Genomic DNA, 19,983 nt, shown 5'->3' on the forward strand with positions numbered 1-19,983 from the left:
AGTTAGAAATTAGATCAAGAATCAAGAATCAAGAACCAAGACTAATTCTGATAGCGCCAAACATCATAGTCTTTCTTTTTTCTCTTTCTCTTTCTTCTTTCTGATATTTTTTTAATCAAAATATTTTTTAACCCATTTTTCTTATAATTTTATGAGTAAAACACAGGCCGCTCCTAAACTTCAGGGCAATGAAAGAATCAACTTTTCTTCAGCGAAAGGTAGAATCGAGACACCTGACTTTTTGGACATCCAAATCCAGTCCTTCAAGGATTTTTTCCAGTTGGACACGCTTCCTGAGCAACGCTTGAATGAGTCTCTTTACAAGACTTTTCAGGAAAATTTCCCAATTACAGATTCCAGAAACCAGTTTGTACTGGAGTTTTTGGATTATCTGGTAGATTCTCCACGGTATTCTATCGATGAATGTGTGGAAAGAGGTTTGACTTATTCAGTTCCTCTAAAAGCCAGACTTAAGCTGTATTGTACAGATCCTGAGCACGAGGATTTCCAAACTGTTGTGCAGGATGTATATCTGGGTCCGGTACCTTACATGACACCAAGTGGATCTTTTATCATCAATGGTGCTGAGAGGGTTATCGTTACGCAGTTGCACCGTTCACCTGGTGTATTCTTCGGACAGACTTACCACGCCAACGGTACCAAGCTTTATTATTCAAGAATTATCCCTTTCAAAGGATCTTGGATGGAGTTTACTACGGATATCAATAACGTAATGTACGCGTATATCGACCGTAAGAAAAAATTACCATTAACAACTTTATTAAGAGCTATTGGTTATGAGTCTGATAAAGAGATTCTTCAGATCTTTGACCTTGCAGAGGAAGTAAAAGTTTCCAAAGCTGCGCTTAAAAAAGTAGAAGGCAGAACTTTAGCTGCAAGGGTGCTGAACACCTGGTTCGAGGACTTTGTAGACGAAGATACGGGTGAAGTAGTTTCTATCGAGAGAAACGAGATTATTCTAGACAGAGAAACAGTTCTTGAGAAAGAACATCTTGATATTATTCTGGAATCTGGTGTTAAATCAATCCTGATTCACAAAGAAAATTCTAACGAGTTCTCTATCATCCAGAATACATTACAAAAAGACCCTACCAACTCAGAAAAAGAAGCGGTAGAGTACATCTATCGTCAGTTAAGAAATGCTGACGCACCGGATGAGGAAACTGCAAGAGGGATTATAGAAAAATTATTCTTCTCTGAGCAGCGTTATTCATTAGGCGAAGTTGGTCGTTACAGATTAAATAAAAAATTAGGTCTTAACATTCCGGAAACGACGGAAGTACTGACCAAGGAAGATATCATCGCAATTGTAAAACACCTGATCGAGTTGGTTAATTCCAAAGCGGAGGTAGATGATATTGACCACCTTTCTAACAGACGTATCAAAACTGTGGGCGAGCAATTGTCTGGTCAGTTTGGTGTCGGTCTTTCCAGGATTGCGAGAACTATCAAGGAAAGAATGAACGTAAGAGATAACGAGATCTTTACACCGGTAGACTTGGTTAATGCCAAGACTTTGACGTCTGTTATTAACTCGTTCTTCGGAACTAACCAGCTTTCTCAGTTTATGGATCAGACCAATCCACTGTCAGAGATCACGCACAAGCGTAGATTATCTGCACTAGGGCCTGGTGGTTTATCAAGAGAAAGAGCAGGTTTTGAGGTTCGTGACGTTCACCATACCCACTACGGTAGAATTTGTCCAATCGAAACTCCGGAAGGACCAAACATTGGTTTGATCTCTTCTTTGGGTATGTATGCAAAAATCAACAATCTTGGTTTCATCGAGACGCCTTACAGAAAAGTTGAAGACGGTAAAGTAGATCTTAAAGCAGCTCCAATTTATCTGAATGCAGAAGATGAAGAAGATAAAGTAATTGCTCAGGCTAACGTTGCATTGAGTGATGATGGTAACTTTGAGACAGACAGGATTATCGCACGTCTTGACGGTGATTATCCGGTTGTTGAGCCTCAACAGGTAGATTTGATAGATGTGGCACCAAACCAGATTTCTGGTATTTCTGCATCATTGATTCCGTTCCTGGAGCATGATGATGCGAACCGTGCCTTGATGGGATCTAACATGATGCGTCAGGCCGTTCCGTTGTTGAAGCCTCAGGCACCAATTGTTGGTACAGGTTTAGAAAAACAGGTAGCAAGAGACTCCCGAGTATTGATTAATGCAGAGGGTAATGGTGTTGTAGAATATGTAGATGCTGAGAGAATCACTATTAAGTACGAGAGAAGCGAAGAAGACGATTTAGTTAACTTTGATTCTGCGACCAAAACTTATAAACTGACTAAATTCAGAAAAACCAACCAAAGTACAACGATTACTTTGAGACCAAACGTAAGAGTTGGTGATAAAATCGAGAAAGGACAGGTTCTTTGTGACGGTTATGCAACCGAAAACGGAGAATTGGCATTGGGTAGAAACCTTGTGGTAGCCTTCATGCCTTGGAAAGGTTATAACTTTGAGGATGCGATCGTAATCAACGAGAAAGTAGTAAGAAACGACTGGTTTACTTCTATCCACGTAGATGAATACTCATTGGAAGTTCGTGATACCAAATTAGGTATGGAGGAATTGACAGCTGATATCCCTAACGTGTCCGAAGAAGCGACCAAAGATCTTGATGAGAATGGTATGATCCGTATTGGAGCAGAAGTAAAACCTGGTGATATCCTTATCGGGAAAATCACACCAAAAGGTGAATCTGACCCAACACCGGAAGAGAAATTACTTCGTGCGATTTTTGGTGACAAAGCCGGAGATGTAAAAGATGCTTCTCTTAAAGCTGATTCTTCATTAAGAGGTGTTGTAATCAACAAAAAGTTGTTCTCAAGAAACATCAAGGACAAAAAGAAAAGAAGTGAAGAAAAAATCAAACTGGAAGAAATCGAAAATACTTACAAAGCTAAGTTTGACGATTTGAGAAACACTTTGATTGAGAAACTTAATACTTTGGTTTCCGGTAAAACTTCTCAGGGCGTGAAAAACGATCTGGAAGAAGAAGTTATTGGTAAAGGTACCAAGTTTACGCTGCGACTTCTTCAGTCTGTAGAAGATTATAACAACATCAGTGGTGCCGACTGGACTGTGGATGCTGACAAAAATGATCTGATCAAGCAATTGATCCATAATTATAAAATCAAATACAACGATCTTTCCGGTGTCAAAAACCGTGAGAAATTTGCATTGTCTATCGGTGATGAGCTACCTGCAGGTATCATCAAACTGGCTAAGGTTTATATTGCTAAAAAACGTAAACTGAATGTTGGGGATAAAATGGCGGGTCGTCACGGTAACAAAGGTATCGTTTCAAGAATCGTTCGTGAAGAAGATATGCCATTCCTAGAAGACGGGACACCGGTAGATATCGTTCTTAACCCACTTGGGGTACCTTCCCGTATGAACATTGGTCAGATCTACGAGACCGTTCTTGGTTGGGCTGGTAAGCAGTTGGGACTTAAGTTCGCTACACCAATCTTTGATGGCGCAAGTCTTGAGCAAATCACCGAGTATACAGATCAGGCAGCACTTCCTAAATTTGGAAATACGCACCTTTATGATGGTGGTACTGGTGAGAGATTTACACAGCCGGCTACGGTAGGTGTGATCTATATGCTGAAACTGGGACACATGGTAGATGATAAGATGCACGCACGTTCTATCGGACCTTACTCATTGATTACGCAACAGCCGTTAGGAGGTAAAGCGCAATTTGGAGGACAGCGTTTCGGAGAGATGGAAGTTTGGGCTCTAGAAGCTTTTGGAGCATCCAATATCTTGAGAGAAATCCTGACTGTGAAGTCGGATGACGTGATAGGTAGAGCGAAAACTTATGAAGCAATTGCAAAAGGAGAAGCAATGCCAGAACCTGGTATTCCGGAATCCTTCAACGTATTACTTCACGAGTTACAAGGTCTTGGACTTGATGTAAGATTGGAAGAGTAATTTAATTTTGAAGGCTTCGACAGGCTCAGCCTGACACGGCCGATGAAATTAAAAAAATAGTATTAGAGTTGTCGTCCTAAGCTTGTCGAAGGACTTCTAATACAGTGAAAATTACTTTAAATAATAAAAATTTCATTTGAATAATATGTCAAATAAAAATAAAACAAGTCGATTTAACAAAATCACTATTGGTTTAGCTTCACCAGAATCTATTCTTCAGGAATCGAGAGGAGAAGTTCTTAAACCAGAAACGATCAACTATCGTACACACAAACCGGAAAGAGACGGGTTGTTTTGCGAAAAGATCTTCGGTCCTGTAAAAGACTACGAATGTGCTTGTGGAAAATACAAAAGAATCCGTTACAAAGGGATTGTTTGTGATAGATGTGGGGTAGAAGTTACAGAGAAAAAAGTACGTAGAGAGAGAATAGGACACATCAATTTGGTAGTGCCTGTAGCTCACATCTGGTATTTCCGTTCTTTACCAAACAAAATTGGTTACCTATTAGGTATTCCGTCCAAGAAATTGGATATGATTATCTATTATGAGAGATATGTTGTAATCCAGCAAGGTATTGCCAAGAAGGCAGACGGTTCCGATTTCGATGATAAAGAGTTCCTTACAGAAGAAGAATATCTGGATGTTTTGGAAACACTTCCTATCGAGAACCAATATCTTGATGACTCTGACCCTAACAAATTTGTTGCTAAAATGGGTGCAGAAGCCGTGGAAGAATTGTTGAAGAGAATCGACCTGGATTCTTTATCATTCGATTTAAGACACAAAGCACACAACGAGTCGTCTAAACAAAGAAGAACAGAAGCCCTTAAGCGTTTGAACGTGGTAGAAGCATTGAGAGGTGCTAATACAAGAATGATCAATAAGCCGGAATGGATGATTATGAGAGTTCTTCCTATTATACCACCAGAACTAAGACCATTGGTTCCTTTGGATGGTGGACGTTTCGCAACATCTGACCTTAATGACCTTTACAGAAGGGTAATTATCAGAAATAACCGTCTTAAGAGACTTTTGGAGATCAAAGCGCCGGAAGTAATCTTGAGGAATGAGAAGCGTATGCTTCAGGAATCTGTAGATTCATTGTTTGATAATACCAGAAAATCTTCTGCGGTTAAGTCAGAATCTAACAGACCATTGAAATCCCTTTCGGATTCATTGAAAGGTAAACAAGGTCGTTTCCGTCAGAACTTATTAGGAAAAAGGGTAGACTACTCAGCTCGTTCGGTTATTGTTGTAGGTCCTAGCTTGCAATTGCACGAGTGTGGTCTTCCAAAAGATATGGCTGCAGAGCTTTACAAACCGTTTATCATTAGAAAACTGATCGAAAGAGGGATTGTAAAAACTGTTAAGTCAGCGAAGAGAATCATCGACAGAAAAGAACCTGTAGTTTATGATATCCTGGAAAATGTGATGAAAGGTCACCCGGTTCTTTTGAACAGAGCACCTACGCTTCACAGATTGGGTATCCAGGCATTCCAACCGAAGATGATCGAAGGTAAGGCAATCCAGCTTCACCCATTGGTAACAACGGCTTTCAACGCCGATTTCGATGGTGACCAGATGGCGGTACACTTACCATTAGGGCCAGAAGCTATTCTTGAAGCACAGCTATTGATGTTGGGTTCTCAGAATATCCTAAACCCGGCTAACGGTTCTCCAATCACCGTACCTTCTCAGGACATGGTTTTGGGTCTTTATTTCATGACCAAAGAAGCCTCCTCTACAGAAGATCATAAGGTGAAAGGCGAAGGATTGGCATTCTATTCTCCTGAAGAGGTAGAGATTGCTTATTCAGAAGGTCAGGCTTCCCTTAACGCAAAAGTAAGATGCCGTCTTCCTATCAAAGAAAATGGGGTGATTACAACCAAATTGACTAATACAACCGTTGGTAGAATCCTGTTTAATCAGATTGTACCAAAAGAAGTTGGTTATATCGATGAACTGTTGACTAAGAAATCACTTAGGAATGTTATCGGAAAAATCCTTGCAGATACAGATTTCCCAACAACAGTTAAGTTCCTGGATGATATGAAGAATCTTGGATATGCTAACGCATTCAAAGGTGGTCTGTCATTTAGTCTTGGTGATATTGTAATCCCTGCAGAGAAAAAAGCAATGATTGCAACCGCGGTAGAATCTGTGGATGAGATCAAAGCAAATTATAACATGGGTCTTATTACCGATACAGAGCGTTATAATCAGGTAATTGACGTTTGGACTAATACCAACGCCAGCCTTACCGAGATGATTATGAGCAGGATGAAGTCTGACCAGGGCGGATTCAACTCTGTATTTATGATGCTTGATTCCGGTGCGAGGGGTTCCAAGGAACAGATCCGTCAGCTATCCGGTATGAGAGGATTGATGGCAAAACCACAAAAAGCAGGTTCTGTAGGTGCAGAGATTATTGAGAACCCGATTGTTGCAAACTTTAAAGAAGGTTTATCAATCTTAGAGTACTTTATCTCTACCCACGGTGCCCGTAAAGGTCTTGCGGATACCGCTCTTAAAACTGCCGATGCTGGTTACTTGACCAGAAGATTGGTAGACGTTGCACAGGATGTTATCATTACAGAACAGGATTGTGGAACGCTGAGAGGTACAGAAATTACTGCACTTAAGAAAAATGATGATATCGTAGAAAGAATCTCTGACAGAATCCTGGGTAGAGTTTCCCTACACAATATCTACCACCCGGAAACTGATGAATTGATTGCCAATGCTGACGAACTTATTGTAGAAGCGGTAGCAAAAAAAATCGAGGAAGCAGGAATCGAGGCTGTAGAAGTACGTTCACCATTAACTTGTGAGGCCAAAAAAGGTATCTGTGCAAAATGTTACGGTCGTAACCTTGCAACAGGTAAAGGCATCCATATGGGAGAAGCGGTAGGTGTAATTGCTGCACAATCTATCGGTGAACCAGGTACTCAGCTGACATTGAGAACCTTCCACCAGGGTGGTACTGCTGGTAACATCTCAGAAAATCCAAGCATCGTTGCAAAACGTGACGGTATTGTTGAGATGGACGAAGTTAGAACCATTAAGTCAGAAGGAGAAGATGGTAAAACTGCAGATATCGTCGTTTCCCGTACTACAGAATTCCGTTTGGTTGCAGATAACGATGCAAGAACGCCAATCATGGTAGCTAACGTACCTTACGGTTCCGAATTGTCTGTAAAACCAGGTGATAAAGTTAAAAAAGGAGATCTGATTGCTAAATGGGATCCGTATAATGCGGTTATCATTGCAGAGACTTCCGGTAAGGTAGAGTACGAGGACATCATCCAAGGGGTTTCATTCCAACTGGAAATTGATGAACAGACCGGTTTCGAAGAAAAAGTAATCTCCGAGTCCAGAAATAAAAAAGCGGTACCTACGCTGAAAGTGGTAGACTCCAAAGGTGTTGAGCAAAAAGCATACAACTTACCGGTAGGAGCCCACCTTATGGTAAACGACGGTGAGAAAATCAAGGCTGGTAAAGTCCTTATCAAAATCCCAAGAAAATCTGCAAAAGCAGGGGATATCACCGGTGGTCTTCCTAGAGTTACCGAATTGTTTGAAGCTCGTAACCCATCTAACCCAGCTGTTGTAACGGAGATTGATGGTGTAGTTTCTTATGGTAAAATCAAAAGAGGTAACCGTGAGCTGATCGTAGAGGCAAAAACTGGCGAGATCAAGAAATATCTTGTTAAATTATCCAACCAGATCCTTGTTCAGGAAAATGACTTCGTGTATGCTGGTGATCCGCTTTCTGACGGTTCTGTAACGCCAGATGATATTTTGAAAATCAAAGGTCCAACTGCCGTTCAGGAATATTTGGTTAATGAGATTCAAGAAGTTTACCGTTTACAAGGGGTAAAAATTGATGATAAACACTTTGAGATTATTGTTCGTCAGATGATGACAAAAGTTGAGATTGTTGATGGTGGAGATACCCAATTCTTGGAAGGTGCTTTGGAACACAAATACGACTTCCTGGAAGAGAACAACAGAGTTTTCGGACTTAAAGTTGTAACCGAACCGGGAGATTCTAAAGAATTCAAGGCCGGACAGATGATCACTGCAAGAGAGCTTAGAGACGAAAACTCTAAACTTAAGAGAGAAGATCAGGCTCTTGTAGAAGTAAGAGAAGCATTGCCTGCAACTGCAACACCTGTATTACAAGGTATTACAAGAGCAGCGTTACAGACTAAATCATTTATGTCTGCAGCATCATTCCAGGAAACGACTAAGGTTCTTAACGAAGCAGCAGTTTCCGGAAAAATCGACTTCTTAAACGGTCTTAAAGAAAATGTTATCGTAGGACACAGAATCCCTGCCGGTACAGGTCTTAAAGATTATCAGAATATCATCGTTGGTTCCAGAAAAGAATTCGAAGATATTAACTAATTTAAAATTCAATGTTCAAGGTTCAAAGTTTTAAGTTACTTTTGAATCTTGAACTTTAAACATTTAACTTTAAACAAAAAATTAAAAATGGACAATAATCAAAATCAAGATCCAAACAACATCAATATCGAACTTAATGAAGTAGTTGCTGCTGGTGTTTATGCTAATCTAGCTTTAGTTAACCATTCACCATCAGAGTTTGTGGTAGACTTTATCCAACTAATGCCAGGTGTACAACAGGCAAAAGTGAGATCAAGAATTATTTTGGCACCTCTTCATGCTAAAAGAGTTTTGGCTGCACTACAGCAAAATGTTGCTAATTATGAGCAGCAGTTTGGTGAGATCAAAGAAGTAGAACCTTTTGTATTGGGAGGAAATAACGTACAAGCTTAAGATTTTTCTCAACATAAAAAAGAGCCTCAGTTTTTTAGCTGAGGCTCTCTTGTTATGGTAATAAAACCTATTTTAAAATCTTAGAAAATCCTGAATAACTTTTTGAAATTCAGGAACACTGAATCCACGGCTTGAAGGATGATGCAAACCCATAGCTTTGCAAGTTCCTCCAACATAGTCTAGCGCTCTTACATTCCATCGGTCATTGATTTTTCCCAGATGATTTCCCCAACCAGATTTGTTGAAAAAATGCTCCCAAAGTCGGCTGGAAAATACAATTACTTTTTCGGGCTTTACAATTTCCAAATATTCTTTGAAAGCACGTTCAGCAATATCTTTCTCTACATTTGTAGGAACTTGGTCCGCATTGGTAAAAGCACTCTGAACGGCATTGGCAAAAGCAATCTTATCCCAAAATTCCTTATGGGTATGATGATTGAAAATCTTCAGGATAGTCTTGTGAAAATTACTCGAAATATCGTCTAACTCGGCAATCTGAGCTTTTGTGAAATTTTCCAGATTATTCGGAAGTCCATTATTAAAATAGTGAGAATCTCCGATTATCAGAAGTTTGCCATATTCAGATTTTCCGTAATTTTTACCAATCCAAGGGGAGAAAGTGAGATTTTGCATTCTTTTTAGTTTTTAAACAAACCAAACGGGTTTTTAAACCCGTTTGGTTTAGTGAAAAGTTTTTAAAACCTGTAAGGTTAATTTATATTATTTACTGTTTTACAATATCAAAATTAAAAAGGCTTAATCCATTTACTGCGATTTTCTCACCATATTTTTTGTTGATGGCTTCAATCACTTCTTTTTGTGTAGGAGGTCTGCTGGCGTTTCTTATTATAATTTCTACAAACATTCCTTTGGCGAGTTTGCCGTATTGTTTTTTTGCAGTTGCGATGTAGAGGTGGGTGGACATTGGTAATTATTACTTTATTGGAATCAGCTTCAATATACCATTTGACTGAGCTACAATTGGAAGTAAATTATCTTGAATGAGTTCAAGCGCTGATTTTATTTTTTTATGATCAACTTCCTTTTTTCTCTCCTCAATTATTTTTTCCCAACGTACTGTTGGTTCTAAAATAGGTAAATTATTAATATATAGCTGATATTTATATCCAACGTGGACTCTATGGTATATATCATTAACTAAGAATCCGTCATTTCCATCTTTATATTCTTCATAATACGGAGTAACATTCAGAAAAAACTCGCTTTTTGCCGCTTTGTATCCATCCATATATCTCTCTTGTTTAACTTCGGACATTTCTGTTTTTAATCTTATAATTTCTTGGTTTAAGAAATCAACACTTTGGTTTCCTCTTACAATTATTTCTTTATCAATGTTTTGACTCAAATTATTATGGGTGTTTTTTAATTTGTCAAGCTTCGTTTTAAGAAAATGGACACATATTAGCCATAAGAAACTGGTACCAACGAATGTTGCAATAACATAAATGATTGCCTGATTTTGCATTTTTAAAAATTATTTAAATAAATTGTATATAGTTACTCCTAACAAAGCAATTAGAAGAACTAAAATTCCTCCTAAAAGCCATAATGCCCATTTAAACATTCCAATTATTGTAGCTAAAGTTTTGTTTGTATCTTTAACAAATGCTTGTGCTAAATTTAATAACGAGCCTCCCATGATGACTAAATCATCAGTCCAACCTACAACCGGTATTACATCTGGAACTACATCAATTGGACTTATTCCATACAAGACTCCTAATATTGCTATAATTATAGGAGCTACTTTACTAGACTTCTCAGTAATGTTATAATTATTATTTTCCATAGATTCATTTTTTTTGATACACATATAATCCTTTTTCATCTGTGTAAACACCTTCAATTCGTCCAGCTATATCAGCTTTACCTTGGCTTCTGAAATGTGTAACTGCACCTCTAATATAATTATAAATATTTCTTCCACTATTTACTATTCCTAGTTTATTTCCAAGTTCGTTTACTGTTATTGGCTGTTTTGCATTTATTGCAATATTTCCGATTTGTTCATAAATTGTTTGACTCATGTTTATTTTCTTTTCTTTTCTACAAATCTACTCACTCACCAAGACAAACCATGTCCGTGTGAAAAAAACTACTAAACTAGCATAAAAAAGTTATGGATAATTACGGTTTTCCGTAATCGGATTTTGCTACCTTTTTATACATTTAGCGTAGTTATAACTCTCAAAAATAATTCAAGAATTTCTGTTATGTTGTGTACAATTTTGTACAATTTTAAGGATGATTGGTTATTTTTGTTTTATCTCATTGTCTTAAAAATTTAATAACCATTATTTTAATGAACAAAAACTCTACACTGTATATTGATGCAATCCGGCATTTGAAAAAAGTTATTATTCAAAACTTTGGAAAGCAGATTTCAACGGCGACAGACTGTGCTTTGCTTTCGGATCGAATTGCCAAAGAGACAGGTTTCAGCATCAGTGCACAGACCATCAGGCGTTTTTTTGGTCTTATAAAATCAGATTCTCAGACCAGTGATTATGTGGTTAATAAATTGGCTAAGTTTTGTGGTTACAGAGATTTTTCTGGGTTTTTAGACTCTTTTTCTAATACAGATTTGAAAGAATTTTTCAAAGAAGATGACACTTCTAAAGATTATTGGCGTAAAAGCGAAGAACTTTGTTTGAATATTTCTGAAAGCCCGGAATTGCTGGCAAATGTACACCAGTATTTACTGTCTTATCCGATGGCTAGAAAGTTTTTTCTTGAACATCATCCAATGCGCGATCTTTTAGGAACAGTTTACGATCAGTATTTTCTACATTATCTGAAATATAATAATGGCAATGAAGGAAAAATTTTTGCGTATGGATTTTTATTTTTAAGTGCGTTTTTGCAGCAGAATCATGAATTGATGAAGATGTATTTCCAACAGATTAAAAATACAGAAATTCAGAAAAATATTCATGTAATTCCGGCAGGACTAAAATTTGGCGTGGAATTATTATACGCAGATTGTATAGGTGATGAAAAAGGATTCAAAAAAACATTTTTGGAAATGAAGAAATGGAGGATTCATTACATTTCTGCTTCTGAAAAATCGGTTTGCAGTTTTGAATATTCTGTTTTAGAATTGCTCATTTTTACAAACAGAATTAAAGAAATAGAATTCCTCATCAAAAATCAGACTTTTCAACAATATCAAGACCAGTTTTATGTTCCGGAAGACCGCAAAATTACCCATGATGAAGTCTGGAAAATTCTCTGTGCCGTTGCCTATGAAAAAATGGAAAAATATAGAATAAGTTCAGATTATCTTCAGTCTGTAAATCTTGAAAATATTGGAGTAGGCTGGAAAAATTACTACTCATTATTATATTATCAAACACTTCTTAAACTTACAGAAAATAAAGAAACCATTGAAACGCAGACTAAGTTTGAAAATTTAGCAAATAAAACCAACTTTTGTTATTTTAAAGATTGTTTTGAAAAAGAGATTAGTAATTTTGCAGTCTAAAGATGAGTAAATCTCTTAAACATCATCATCAATGCGATACTTTCTTATAGTTTTCAGTCTGTTTATTTGTCAATTATTTTCTGCACAGAATATTCCTTCAGATACCGCTCAAATTATTGTTCCGAACCGCTACAATAGTGCTGAAGCAATGCAAAAACCTTATGTGATTATGATTTCCACAGACGGGTTTCGATACGATTACGCAAAGAAATACAATGCTCAAAATCTTATAAAATATGCAAACGCAGGAGTTCAGGCAAACGCGATGATTCCAAGTTATCCGAGTATTACTTTCCCAAACCACTGGAGTTTGATTACCGGATTATATCCTTCTCATCACGGTTTGATAGATAATTTTTTCTACGATTATAAAAGAAAAGAGCCATACGCAATGAGCAACCGCAAAAATGCAGAAGACGGAACTTGGTACGGCGGAGTTCCTTTATGGAGTTTGGCAGAAAAACAAAATATGGTTAGTGCTTCTTTGCAATGGGTAGGTTCTGCTAGTGATGCAGGCGGCATTAGACCGACATACTATTATCCTTATCACGAAAAATTTTCGCCTTCAGAAAAAGTCAATAAAGTGATTAATTGGTTGAAGCTTCCGGAAGAGATACGTCCGCATTTTATCTCTCTATATTTTCCTGAAGTGGATGGTGCCGGACATCATTACGGTCCAGAAGCGAAAGAAACTGAAGCGGCTGTTCATTTGATTGATAATGCTATCGGAGAATTAGTTCAAAAAGTCAATGATTTAGGATTGAAGAATGTCAACTTTGTTTTTGTTTCAGACCACGGAATGATACAAGTTGATGGTGGAAATCCACTCGAGATTCCTGCTATTTTGTTAGATAAGAATAGATTTGATTATTATAATTCTCAGACTTTGTTACGAGTTTATGTTAAAAATCCTAATGAGGTAAAAGTTTTTTACAAGGAATTGAAAGCCAATAAAACCGACGATTATGAAGTTTATCTGGATAAGAAGTTACCGAATTACCTTCATTTCGCTACAAGAGATGATAAGTATAATAGAATAGGGCAGATTATATTAATTCCAAAAGCTCCTAAAATATTTTTAGAAAAAGGAAGAAAAACATCAGTTGGGAAACACGGATACGACCCACGAGCTGTCCCAGAAATGAAAGCGACTTTCCTCGCTTGGGGACCAGCGTTCAAGAATGATTTGATAATTGATGAGTTTGACAATATTAATGTTTATCCTTTGGTTGCTGAGATTCTAGGATTGAAAATCGATGAGAAGATTGATGGGAAATTGAAAGTTTTGAAATCAACGCTAAAAAGGTAAAATAGTCTTAACAAAAAAGAGAGAACACCAACCGATGTTCTCTCTTTTTTATTATTTGTATTGAAATTAATTCTTCAAACTTTTCATATCGATGACGAATCTGTATTTCACATCACTTTTCAACATTCTTTCGTAAGCATCATTGATATCTTGGATGTTGATAATTTCGATGTCAGAAACGATATTCTTCTCGCCACAGAAATCCAACATCTCCTGAGTTTCTTTGATGCCTCCAATCAATGAACCTGCCACAGAACGTCTTTTGGAGATCATCGGCCTTGTACTAACAGCATTATTTTCAAATTCTCCAATAAGACCTACCAGGACTAATGTTCCGTCTAGGGTCAAAGTATTCATATAAGGATTGATATCGTGCTCATAAGGAACTGTATCGATAATCAAATCAAACTTATTGGCCACTTCTTTCATCGCGTCGTCGTCTGTGGAAATAATAACATGATCTGCACCCAATGCTATCGCATCCTGCGTTTTACCTGGCGTCCTGGAAAATAATGAAACTTCCGCTCCAAGGCCTTTTGCCAATTTGATAGCCATATGCCCTAATCCACCAAGGCCAACTACTGCGACTTTGGAGTTTTCGGTTATATTCCAATGTTTCAGTGGAGACCAGGTGGTGATACCAGCACACAATAATGGTGCCGCCGCCGCCATGTCTAGGTTTTCCGGAAGTTTCAACACAAAGTGCTCATCCACAATGATAGATTCGGAATAGCCACCATAGGTTCTTTGCCCGCTAATATATTTATCCTTACCGTTATATGTTCCTGTAAATCCAGTTTCACAAAACTGTTCCAGATCCTGCTCACAACTGTGACATGCCCTGCAGGAATCAACCATACAACCTACAGCAACCAAGTCCCCAACTTTATGCCTCTTAACCTCAGCGCCCACGTTTTTTACCTTGCCAACGATCTCATGGCCCGGCACTACAGGATAGATGCTACCTCCCCAGTCATTTCTGGCCGTATGTAAGTCCGAGTGGCAAACACCACAATAGTAGATGTCGATCTCGATATCTTTGGGCTGGATTTCTCTTCTTTCGATAGTTAGTGGTTCTAAGTCTTTCTCTGCTGCTTGCGTCCCGAACGCTTTTATTGTATGTGTTGTCATTTTTATTTAATATTTTTACGTGTTAATAAATTATTTTTTCTGCCAATGGTTTCGATGATTAGGAAGTATTACCCTGTTTTCATTAATATTTACAGCATTTGGATGCTATATATGTTGTTTTTTGCATCATTTCGTGATGCCAACACTGCAATATTTCAGATTAAAGATATTCCCTTTCAAACCATTGATGCCTATTCTTTGTATGTTATTAAGTATGATAAGTTAGAATTTTTTACTAATATTTTTGGTAACGTTATTTTATTTATTCCATATGGTTTTCTAGGAATTCTTTATCCGCCACTCAATCGTTTTTTTTATCTTATTATAACATTCTTTATTACAATTAATGTGATAGAATTTTCACAATATTATTTTAGAAGGGGGTTTGCTGATATAGACGATGTTATACTTAATACTACCGGTGTTATCTTTGGTTTCATTATTTACAAAATAATACTCAGGACTTATTACCGAAAATTAAATGTTATACAATACAAATAAAAATGCCGGTATTACCGGCATTATATATTTGTGAATTCAAATCTACTGTTTGATGATTTGCGTGATTTTTTGGGTATTGTCATCCAAGGTGTAACGCATCAAGTATTTTCCCGGGCGCAACTTATCCAATCTTAATTCTGCATTATTGTTATTGATAACATATTCCGCTACCTGTGCTCCCAAAATAGAGAAGAAGGTTACAGTTTTAATTTTTATACTGTTATCTTTTGATTTTAAAACCAAAATATCTCTTGTCGGGTTGGGATATGCAACCAAAACACCATCATCAGTTTTATGGTTATCAAGGGTACGTGCAGCCTGAGCTTTCACCTCTGATGAGAATCCAACTGACATTACCGAAAATATAATAAAGAATAAAAATTTTTTCATTCGCTTTAGGCTGTTTTTAAACAATTAGGACAAATTTATTTTAAATAAATCAGATATGCAATAGCCTATCCGTAAAAGTATAAGTAAATTTGCATAAACAATTTTATTAAGATGATTTCAAGAAACAGAAGACTAAGAACCAATGATTCTATCAGAAGTCTAGTTCGTGAAACTAACCTTACAACAAACGATTTGGTCTTACCGATGTTTGTTATGGAGGGTAATAACAAAAAAGAAGCCATTTCTTCTATGCCGGGCGTATTTCGCCAAAGTTTGGATTTGACGGTACAAACGGTCAAAGAAAATTACAAACTGGGCATCAAGGCGGTCAATCTTTATATGAAGGTGTCCGACAACCTGAAAGATAATACAGGTAAAGAAGCCTGGAATCCCAATGGATTGATGCAGAATACCATCAGAGCTATTAAAGATGCCGTACCGGGAGTTATTATTATGCCGGATGTCGCATTAGACCCATACTCAATTTACGGTCATGACGGTATTATCAAAAACGGGAAAATTGACAACGATTCTACCGTTGAAGCTTTGGTCAAAATGGGGGTTTCACATGCCGAGGCCGGTGCTGACATTTTGGCACCCAGCGATATGATGGACGGCCGCGTCCTGGCAATGAGAGAAGGCTTGGAAGAGAGCGGTTTTACAGATGTTGGGATTTTGTCATACGCTGCCAAATATGCCAGCGCTTTTTACGGGCCGTTCCGCAACGCTTTGGACAGCGCACCAGTCGATGCACAGGAGATTCCTGCAGATAAGAAAACCTATCAGATGGATTTTCATAACTCCCGCGAAGCGATTGATGAAGCTCTGAAAGATGTAGATGAGGGCGCAGATATTATCATGATAAAACCCGGCATGCCTTATCTGGATATCGTTTCCAAAATCCGTGAGCTCATTACACAACCAATTGCCGTATATCAGGTGAGTGGCGAATATGCGATGCTGAAAGCAGCTGCACAAAACGGCTGGCTGGATAATGACAAAGTATTGATAGAGAGTTTAACCAGCATCAAAAGGGCAGGCGCCGATATGATTTTCACTTATGCCGCTCCCGAAGTTGCCAGACTTTTGAATCAATAATTTTTTTAGGAGCTTAATCCCGCTGTCCACTATATCTTTTGTTTTGCCGCTCGGTTGGCTACGCTTCGCTTCGCCACCTCGCGCCAAAACAAAAGGATGCCGTTCCCATCGGGGCTAGGGCATTCGACATCCAAAGAAAATTACAAAAAATTACAAATCTTCCTCACCCAAACCCTGAGGGAGATTTTTTTTATTCTTGATCCCCAGATTTTTCAGTTTTTGGGTTTGGATCATTAGGTTATCATTGCCGGAACTTAGCTGTTTGAAAGCATCATTGTAGGAATTTTTCGCCTGGTCAATGTTTTTTCCAATCCGTTCAAGGTTCTCTACAAAACCAACAAATTTATCATAGAGTTTGGCACCTCTTTCCGCAATTTCCATCGCATTCCTATTCTGATATTCCCGTTTCCAGAGATCCTGAACCAATTTGAGAGAAGTAATCAAATTGGTAGGACTTAATAACAAAATTCTTTTGTCATAAGCAAAATTCCAAAGCTGTGGGTCGGTCTGCAAAGCGGTCATGTAAGCGGCTTCGCTAGGGACAAACATCATTACAAAATCCAGTGATTTATCAAAATCATCATAAGCTTTCTGGCTTAGCTGCATAATGTGGTTTTTCACCGATTGCAGATGCTGATTCTGTTTGATCGCGAAAATGTCAGGATCGGTTTCGTCGGTCATTTCTACAAAAGCCGTTAGGGAAACCTTGCTGTCGATAATCACATTTCTGTTGTCTGGATATTTCACCACCGCATCCGGGCGCATTTTTTTACCCGAAAATTCGGAGAAGATCGCTTTGTTGTTCTCATCACGCAGCTCGTGCTCCATAAAATATTCCTGATTTTTCCTAAGCCCTGATTTTTCCAGGATACTTTCCAGGATCATTTCGCCCCAGTTTCCCTGGGTTTTGCTTTCGCCTTTCAACGCTCTGGTGAGTTGTCGGGCATCTTCGGAGATTTGCTGGTTGAGGTCTTTCAGTTCACGGACTTTCTCTCCGAGAGAGAAACGTTCTTTGGCTTCTTTGTCATACGTTTCGTTTACCGTATTTTTCAGTTCATTAATTTTTTCCTGGAAAGGTTCCAAAATAGTTTTGAGCTGATTCTGGTTGAGTTGCGTAAATTTTTCTGATTTTTCTTCCAAAATCTGGTTGGCAGTTTTCTCGAAATGCAGGCGTGTAGTCTCCTGAAGTTTCAGGAATTCTGATTTTTGATTTTCAAGATTTTCCTGAAGATTTTTGTAATGGGCATTCAGTTCTGCATTGGTAAAAAGTAGTTCTTCCTTACTTCTTTGGATTAGATTGATGTCATCTTTTAACTGATTATTGGATAATTTTAATTCTTCAATCTTCTGTAGAGAATAATTTTCATTTTCCTGGGAACGGATGAGTTTTTCATTCAGAGCTTCAACCGATTTTTTGCTGACATATAAAGATTTCATCAACAGGAAAACTAAAATTCCTCCAATAACGATTCCTAAAATAATATATAATTCAACCATTATTTAATTTGAGATTTATTTTTAAAAACCCTTTCAGAGTTTTAAACTCTGAAAGGGTTGAAAGGTGCTGTAGGTAATTAAATTTAAAAATAATTTAGAGGACATAAGATATCTTCATATCACCAAATATTCTTTCTTGAAAAGATTTCTGATTATTTCTAATTCTCGCAGATTATTCCGATTGCGCAGATGCTTAAATTTGAATCTGTAAAATCTGCCTCATTAGCGAGAATATTATATTTTCCAATATGTAATTAAGTTATGACCTCTAAATAATTATTTCTCACTTTCCAGTTTATGTTTAGAATCTTTTAGTGCGTCTTTGTCTTTGCCGGAAAGTTCCGGGAATTTCAGATTCATACTTTCAAGAGCATCAATAATAATTTGGATGGCTGCTACTCTTGTAAACCATTTTTGGTCTGCAGGGATGGCAAACCAGGGTGCGTAATCTGTCGATGTTTCTTGGATGGCTTTTTCGTACGCTTTCATATAGTCATTCCAAAAACCACGTTCTGTCACATCGCCGGAAGAGAATTTCCAGTTCTTGTCATCTTTCTCTATCCTCTCCAGAAATCGTTGTTTCTGCTCTTCTTTGGATACATTCAGGAAGATTTTGATGATTTTTGTACCATTATTGGCAAGGTGCTTTTCAAAATTACGGATGCTTTCGTAGCGGTTTTCCCAGAATTTTTCATCAAATTGCTTCACATCGCTCCATACTTTTTCGCTGAGGTTATATTCCGGATGCACTTTGCAGACCAAAACACTTTCGTAATGTGACCGGTTAAAAATCCCGATTTTACCTTTTGCCGGGAGTGCTAAGTAATGCCTCCATAGAAAATCGTGGGAATATTCTTTTGTACTTGGTGTTTTAAAACTTGTGACTTCGCAACCCTGAGGATTCACACCATTGAAAACGTGCTCTACAAGACTGTCTTTTCCTGCTGCGTCCATCCCCTGAAGAATGATTAACAGAGACTGGCTGCCGTCGGCGTAGAGCTTTTCCTGCAAGAGGTAAAGTTTTTCTTTCTCTATATTCAGCAGTTGTTTGGCTTCATCTTTATTGATTTTGCCTTTGTATTTGGTGTTCTGCGCCTTAATATCGAATTTAGAATTTTCTTTTATCAGAAAATCGTCTGAGAAGTTGTAATCCATCGTATCTGTTATTAGGTTAAAAAAAAACCGCTCCGGAAAGGAACGGTTCTAAAATTACAAATTTTAGTCTTATTTAGCAAGTTCTGCTTTTTGAGCAGCCACTTGTTTTCTTGCAGCGCTTTTAGCTTTTAACATCTTAGCTTCTGCTGGTGCTACGGTTAGTTTTGCTTCCTGATTAACGCCTGCAGTATCTTCTACATTACCTTTGATGTACAATACAGATCTGCTGTTGGCAGCGTCGTTAGAAAATACCTCGATTACTTTGTTAAAAGAACCTTTGATTCCGGTATCGTAACCAACTTTGATTTGAGCAGTTTTTCCTGGTAAAATAGGATCTTTGCTCCATTCCGGAGTTGTACATCCACAAGACGCTTTTACTTCATTAAGAATCAATGGTTTGTCACCAGTATTTTTAACAGTGAAAAAACGGTGGCCGTCAGATCCTGCTTTAATATTTCCGTAGTCAAATGTAGTTTTGTCAAAAGAGATTGTTTGTGCAGATGCAAAAGCAAAAGCTCCTGTCATAAAAAAGCCTGCAAGAATCTTTTTCATATCAATATTGTTTTAAATTTTAAAATTATAGTTCAAAGTTATAAATAATTTAAATAATTACT

General features: G+C 37.7%; 17 protein-coding genes. 7 read left to right on the forward strand and 10 right to left on the reverse strand.

The window, feature by feature from the left end:
• Positions 1-151: 151 nt before the first annotated feature.
• From rpoB to B0B05_RS02295, 3 genes are all read left to right on the forward strand, one after another.
• Positions 152-3,979, forward strand: a complete 3,828-nt coding sequence (rpoB, locus tag B0B05_RS02285) for a DNA-directed RNA polymerase subunit beta (protein WP_076781877.1) — start codon at positions 152-154, stop codon at positions 3,977-3,979.
• Between the two features lie 145 nt (positions 3,980-4,124).
• The gene (gene rpoC, locus B0B05_RS02290; RefSeq protein WP_076781878.1) at positions 4,125-8,390 is read left to right on the forward strand and encodes a DNA-directed RNA polymerase subunit beta'; all 4,266 of its coding nucleotides are present in this window, start codon (positions 4,125-4,127) and stop codon (positions 8,388-8,390) included.
• Between the two features lie 87 nt (positions 8,391-8,477).
• Positions 8,478-8,783: a DUF3467 domain-containing protein gene (locus tag B0B05_RS02295; RefSeq protein WP_076781906.1), complete on the forward strand. Its 306-nt coding sequence runs from the start codon at positions 8,478-8,480 to the stop codon at positions 8,781-8,783.
• Between the two features lie 72 nt (positions 8,784-8,855).
• Here B0B05_RS02295 and B0B05_RS02300 read toward each other — a convergent pair whose 3' ends face one another.
• The 5 genes from B0B05_RS02300 to B0B05_RS02320 form a co-directional block, all read right to left on the reverse strand.
• Positions 8,856-9,416: a hypothetical protein gene (locus B0B05_RS02300; RefSeq protein ID WP_076781879.1), complete on the reverse strand. Its 561-nt coding sequence runs from the start codon at positions 9,414-9,416 to the stop codon at positions 8,856-8,858.
• A 91-nt stretch (positions 9,417-9,507) separates the two neighbouring features.
• Positions 9,508-9,708: a peptidase gene (locus B0B05_RS02305; RefSeq protein ID WP_076781880.1), complete on the reverse strand. Its 201-nt coding sequence runs from the start codon at positions 9,706-9,708 to the stop codon at positions 9,508-9,510.
• A 9-nt stretch (positions 9,709-9,717) separates the two neighbouring features.
• Positions 9,718-10,269, reverse strand: coding sequence for a hypothetical protein (locus B0B05_RS02310; protein ID WP_076781881.1), 552 nt, complete (start codon positions 10,267-10,269; stop codon positions 9,718-9,720).
• Positions 10,270-10,278: 9 nt separating this feature from the next.
• Positions 10,279-10,593 carry a DUF1232 domain-containing protein gene (locus tag B0B05_RS02315; RefSeq protein ID WP_076781907.1) on the reverse strand — a complete coding sequence of 105 codons (315 nt, stop codon included), beginning with the start codon at positions 10,591-10,593 and terminating at the stop codon, positions 10,279-10,281.
• A gap of 4 nt (positions 10,594-10,597) precedes the next feature.
• The gene (locus B0B05_RS02320) at positions 10,598-10,831 is read right to left on the reverse strand and encodes a hypothetical protein (RefSeq protein ID WP_076781882.1); all 234 of its coding nucleotides are present in this window, start codon (positions 10,829-10,831) and stop codon (positions 10,598-10,600) included.
• A gap of 275 nt (positions 10,832-11,106) precedes the next feature.
• Between B0B05_RS02320 and B0B05_RS02325 the strand changes: the two genes are divergently transcribed.
• Positions 11,107-12,288 carry a hypothetical protein gene (locus tag B0B05_RS02325; RefSeq protein ID WP_076781883.1) on the forward strand — a complete coding sequence of 394 codons (1,182 nt, stop codon included), beginning with the start codon at positions 11,107-11,109 and terminating at the stop codon, positions 12,286-12,288.
• A gap of 31 nt (positions 12,289-12,319) precedes the next feature.
• Positions 12,320-13,597 carry an alkaline phosphatase family protein gene (locus B0B05_RS02330; RefSeq protein ID WP_076781884.1) on the forward strand — a complete coding sequence of 426 codons (1,278 nt, stop codon included), beginning with the start codon at positions 12,320-12,322 and terminating at the stop codon, positions 13,595-13,597.
• 66 nt (positions 13,598-13,663) lie between these two features.
• Here the strand turns inward: B0B05_RS02330 and B0B05_RS02335 are convergent, their stop codons facing one another.
• Complete coding sequence (locus tag B0B05_RS02335) at positions 13,664-14,728, reverse strand: NAD(P)-dependent alcohol dehydrogenase (protein ID WP_076781885.1); 1,065 nt, start codon at positions 14,726-14,728, stop codon at positions 13,664-13,666.
• 54 nt (positions 14,729-14,782) lie between these two features.
• On the opposite strand from B0B05_RS02335, the gene B0B05_RS17180 reads away from it, so the two are divergent.
• On the forward strand, positions 14,783-15,229 hold the full coding sequence (locus B0B05_RS17180; protein WP_394332781.1) for a VanZ family protein: 447 nt from the start codon (positions 14,783-14,785) through the stop codon (positions 15,227-15,229).
• A 42-nt stretch (positions 15,230-15,271) separates the two neighbouring features.
• On the opposite strand, the gene B0B05_RS02345 is transcribed toward B0B05_RS17180, so the two are convergent.
• A complete protein-coding gene (locus B0B05_RS02345) occupies positions 15,272-15,619 on the reverse strand; it encodes a T9SS type A sorting domain-containing protein (protein ID WP_076781887.1) in 348 nt (115 codons plus the stop codon).
• Positions 15,620-15,730: 111 nt separating this feature from the next.
• Here B0B05_RS02345 and hemB point away from each other — a divergent pair, with 111 nt between their 5' ends.
• Positions 15,731-16,717, forward strand: a complete 987-nt coding sequence (gene hemB / locus B0B05_RS02350; RefSeq protein ID WP_076781888.1) for a porphobilinogen synthase — start codon at positions 15,731-15,733, stop codon at positions 16,715-16,717.
• Between the two features lie 150 nt (positions 16,718-16,867).
• Here the strand turns inward: hemB and B0B05_RS02355 are convergent, their stop codons facing one another.
• The 3 genes from B0B05_RS02355 to B0B05_RS02365 form a co-directional block, all read right to left on the reverse strand.
• A complete protein-coding gene (locus B0B05_RS02355; protein ID WP_076781889.1) occupies positions 16,868-18,214 on the reverse strand; it encodes a DNA recombination protein RmuC in 1,347 nt (448 codons plus the stop codon).
• Positions 18,215-18,490: 276 nt separating this feature from the next.
• A complete protein-coding gene (locus B0B05_RS02360; protein ID WP_076781890.1) occupies positions 18,491-19,369 on the reverse strand; it encodes a polyphosphate kinase 2 family protein in 879 nt (292 codons plus the stop codon).
• A 69-nt stretch (positions 19,370-19,438) separates the two neighbouring features.
• Complete coding sequence (locus tag B0B05_RS02365; protein WP_076781891.1) at positions 19,439-19,921, reverse strand: DUF1573 domain-containing protein; 483 nt, start codon at positions 19,919-19,921, stop codon at positions 19,439-19,441.
• Positions 19,922-19,983 lie beyond the last annotated feature (62 nt).

It is taken from the genome of Epilithonimonas bovis DSM 19482, assembly GCF_900108115.1.
In the GTDB taxonomy this organism is placed as follows: Bacteria; Bacteroidota; Bacteroidia; order Flavobacteriales; family Weeksellaceae; genus Epilithonimonas; species Epilithonimonas bovis.